This is a genomic window from Acidovorax sp. KPB24-07, assembly GCF_057543315.1.
Window position 1 is genome coordinate 1 of the sequence record NZ_BAAJYS010000371.1, and the last position, 3,217, is coordinate 3,217.

Annotated in this window: 3 protein-coding genes and 1 pseudogene; all 4 read left to right on the top strand. The window is 68.3% G+C overall.

Features of this window, described 5'->3' with window-relative positions:
• The coding region (locus AC27IQ_RS21120) for a homoserine dehydrogenase (protein WP_487090665.1) at positions 1 to 895 on the top strand (895 nt) is incomplete at its 5' end.
• Positions 895 to 2,322, top strand: coding sequence for a threonine synthase (gene thrC / locus AC27IQ_RS21125; RefSeq protein WP_272567933.1), 1,428 nt, complete (start codon positions 895 to 897; stop codon positions 2,320 to 2,322). The genes AC27IQ_RS21120 and thrC, both read left to right, overlap by 1 nt.
• Before the next feature lie 96 nt (positions 2,323 to 2,418).
• On the top strand, positions 2,419 to 2,976 hold the full coding sequence (gene mobB, locus AC27IQ_RS21130; protein WP_487090666.1) for a molybdopterin-guanine dinucleotide biosynthesis protein B: 558 nt from the start codon (positions 2,419 to 2,421) through the stop codon (positions 2,974 to 2,976).
• A pseudogene (locus tag AC27IQ_RS21135) lies at positions 2,977 to 3,217 on the top strand (molybdopterin molybdenumtransferase MoeA); the annotation flags it as partial. It lies immediately after the preceding gene.

Genomic DNA, 3,217 nt, shown 5'->3' on the forward strand with positions numbered 1-3,217 from the left:
CATCATCAACGGCACCACCAACTTCATCCTGTCCGAGATGCGCGACAAGGGCCTGGATTTCGACGTGGTGCTGAAAGAGGCGCAGCGACTGGGCTATGCCGAGGCCGACCCGACCTTCGACATCGAAGGCGTGGACGCCGCGCACAAGGCCACCATCATGTCGGCCATCGCCTTCGGCATTCCGGTGCAGTTCGACAAGGCCTATGTGGAAGGCATCACCAAGCTCGGCGCGGCCGACATCCGCTACGCCGAGCAACTGGGCTACCGCATCAAGCTGCTGGGCATCGCCAAGCGCCGCTCCGGCGCGGGCGCGGCCTCCGGCCAGACCGACGGCGTGGAGCTGCGCGTGCACCCCACGCTCGTGCCCGCGAAGCGCCTGATCGCCAACGTGGAAGGCGCCATGAACGCCGTGGTGGTGCAGGGCGATGCCGTGGGCACCACGCTCTACTACGGCAAGGGCGCCGGCAGCGAGCCCACGGCCAGCGCCGTGATCGCCGACCTGGTGGACATCGCCCGCCTGGCCTCGGCCGACCCCGAGCACCGCGTGCCGCACCTGGCCTTCCAGTCGCACACGCTCGACCAGGCCATGGGCACGCTGCCCGTGCTGCCCATGAGCGAGGTGGTCACCAGCTACTACCTGCGCCTGCGCGTGGCCGACGAGGCCGGCGTGCTGGCCAAGGTCACGGGCCTGCTCGCCACGGCCGGCATCAGCATCGACGCGGTGCTGCAGCGCGAGGCCGACGAGGTGGGCGGCGAGGGTTCCACGCAGACCGACCTCATCATCCTCACTCACGACACGCGCGAGGGCACGATGAACGACGCCATCGCGCAGATGCAGGCGCTGCCCACGGTGCTGGGCCCCATCACGCGCATCCGCAAGGAGGAGCTGAACTGATGCTGTACGTCTCGACCCGCGGCCACGCCGACCGCAAGCATTTCTGCGACATCCTGCTGGAGGGCCTGGCGCCCGATGGCGGCCTGTACCTGCCCGAGCGCTACCCGCAGATCGACGACGCGGCGCTCACCCGCCTGCGCCGTGCCTACCACGAGCAGGGCTACGCGGAGCTGGCCTTCCAGATCCTGTCGCTCTACATCGACGACATTCCCGCGGCGGATCTCAAGCGCCTGTGCGAGAAGACGTACACGGCCGAAGTGTTCGGCACCGGCGAGATCGTGCCGCTGCGCCACCTGGAAAACAGCCTGTGGCTCGAAGCCCTGTCCAACGGCCCCACGCTGGCCTTCAAGGACATGGCGATGCAGCTGCTGGGCAACCTGTTCGAATACGAACTGGCGCGCCGCGGCGAGACGCTCAACATCCTGGGCGCGACCAGCGGCGACACCGGCAGCGCCGCCGAATACGCCATGAAGGGCAAGCAGGGCGTGCGCGTGTTCATGACCAGCCCGCATGGCCGCATGAGCGCATTCCAGCAGGCGCAGATGTTCAGCCTGCAGGACGAGAACATCCACAACCTCGCCATCGAGGGCGTGTTCGACGATTGCCAGGACATCGTCAAGGCCGTGAGCAACGACCTGGCCTTCAAGCGCCAGTACAAGATCGGCACGGTCAATTCGATCAACTGGGCGCGCCTGCTGGCGCAGGTGGTGTACTACTTCGCCGGCTACGTGCAGGCCACCGACACCAACGACCAGAAGGTGAGCTTCACCGTGCCGTCGGGCAATTTCGGCAACGTCTGCGCGGGCCACGTGGCGCGCATGATGGGCCTGCCGATCGACCAGCTGGTGGTGGCGACGAACGAGAACGACGTGCTGGACGAGTTCTTCCGCACGGGCGTGTACCGCGTGCGCGGCAGCGCCGACACGCACGAGACCTCCAGCCCGTCCATGGACATCAGCAAGGCGAGCAACTTCGAGCGCTTCGTGTTCGACCTGCTCGGCCGCGACGGCGCCCGCACACAGGCGCTGTTCGGTGAGGCCCTGGCCCGGGACGGCGCGTTCGACCTGAGCGGCGATCCAGCCTTCGCCGAAGCGGCGGGGCGCTACGGCTTCGTGAGCGGCAAGAGCACGCACGCAGACCGCATCGCGACCATCCGCGACACGTTCCAGCGTTTCGGCGTGACGATCGACACCCACACCGCCGACGGCGTGAAGGTGGCGCGCGAGCACATCCGTCCCGGCGTGCCGATGCTGGTACTGGAAACCGCGCTGCCGATCAAGTTCGCCGAGACCATCGTCGAGGCGCTGGGCCAACCGCCCGAGCGGCCGGCCAAGTTCGAGGGCATCGAGGCGCTGCCCAAGCGCGTGCAGGTCATGCCGGCCGACGTGGTGCTGGTCAAGGCCTACATCAGCCGCCACTGCGCCTGAGTTCTTCCAGGCGGGTTTTGTGCCGAATCGGGCCGATGCCCTAGTGCTTATTGTCCCTTTTGATATTAAATTAATAGCAAATCTCAGGAGGTCGCAATGAAGGTGGTGGGCTTTGCCGGTTTCTCGGGCAGCGGCAAGACCACGCTGATCGAGCGGCTCATTCCGGCGCTGGGCCAGCGCGGGCAGCGCGTGTCGGTGGTCAAGCACGCGCACCACCGGTTCGACGTCGATCACCCCGGCAAGGACACCTGGCGCCACCGCGAGGCCGGGGCGTTCGAGGTGGTGGCGGCTTCGGACCGACGGATGGTGCTGATGCGCGAGTTCGCCCAGCCCACCGAGCCCGACGTGCACGGCCTGCTGGCCGAGCTGGACAACCGGGTGGACTGGGCCCTGGTGGAGGGCTTCAAGGAGTGCGATCTGCCCAAGGTGGAGGTGTGGCGCTCGCCGTCGCCCGATGACACCGAGCGCAGCGTGCGCTATCCGCAGGACCCGTTCGTCGTCGCCGTGGTGACCGATGCCCCCGCCCGCCTGCCCGTGCCCACCGGGCTGCCTGTCTTCGATGGCTGGGCCGGGCCGGTCGATGCCCTGGCCGACTGGCTGATCGCCCAGGGTTCACGCTTTCACTATGTTCCGCCACCGCCTGGAGTCCGCTGAATGCCCGCTGCCGCCCGCCCCCCGATGAAGCCCCTGGACGAGGCGCTGGCCGACCTGCTGGCCCAAGCCGTGCCCCTGGCCGGCACCGACACGGTGGACACGTTCGATGCCGATGGCCGCGTGCTGGCCGTGGCGGCCGTCTCGCCGCTGCAGGTGCCGCCCCATGACAACAGCGCCATGGACGGCTATGCCGTGCGCCGGGCGACCTGGCCGCTGCCGGGGGCGCAGCTGCCCGTGTCGC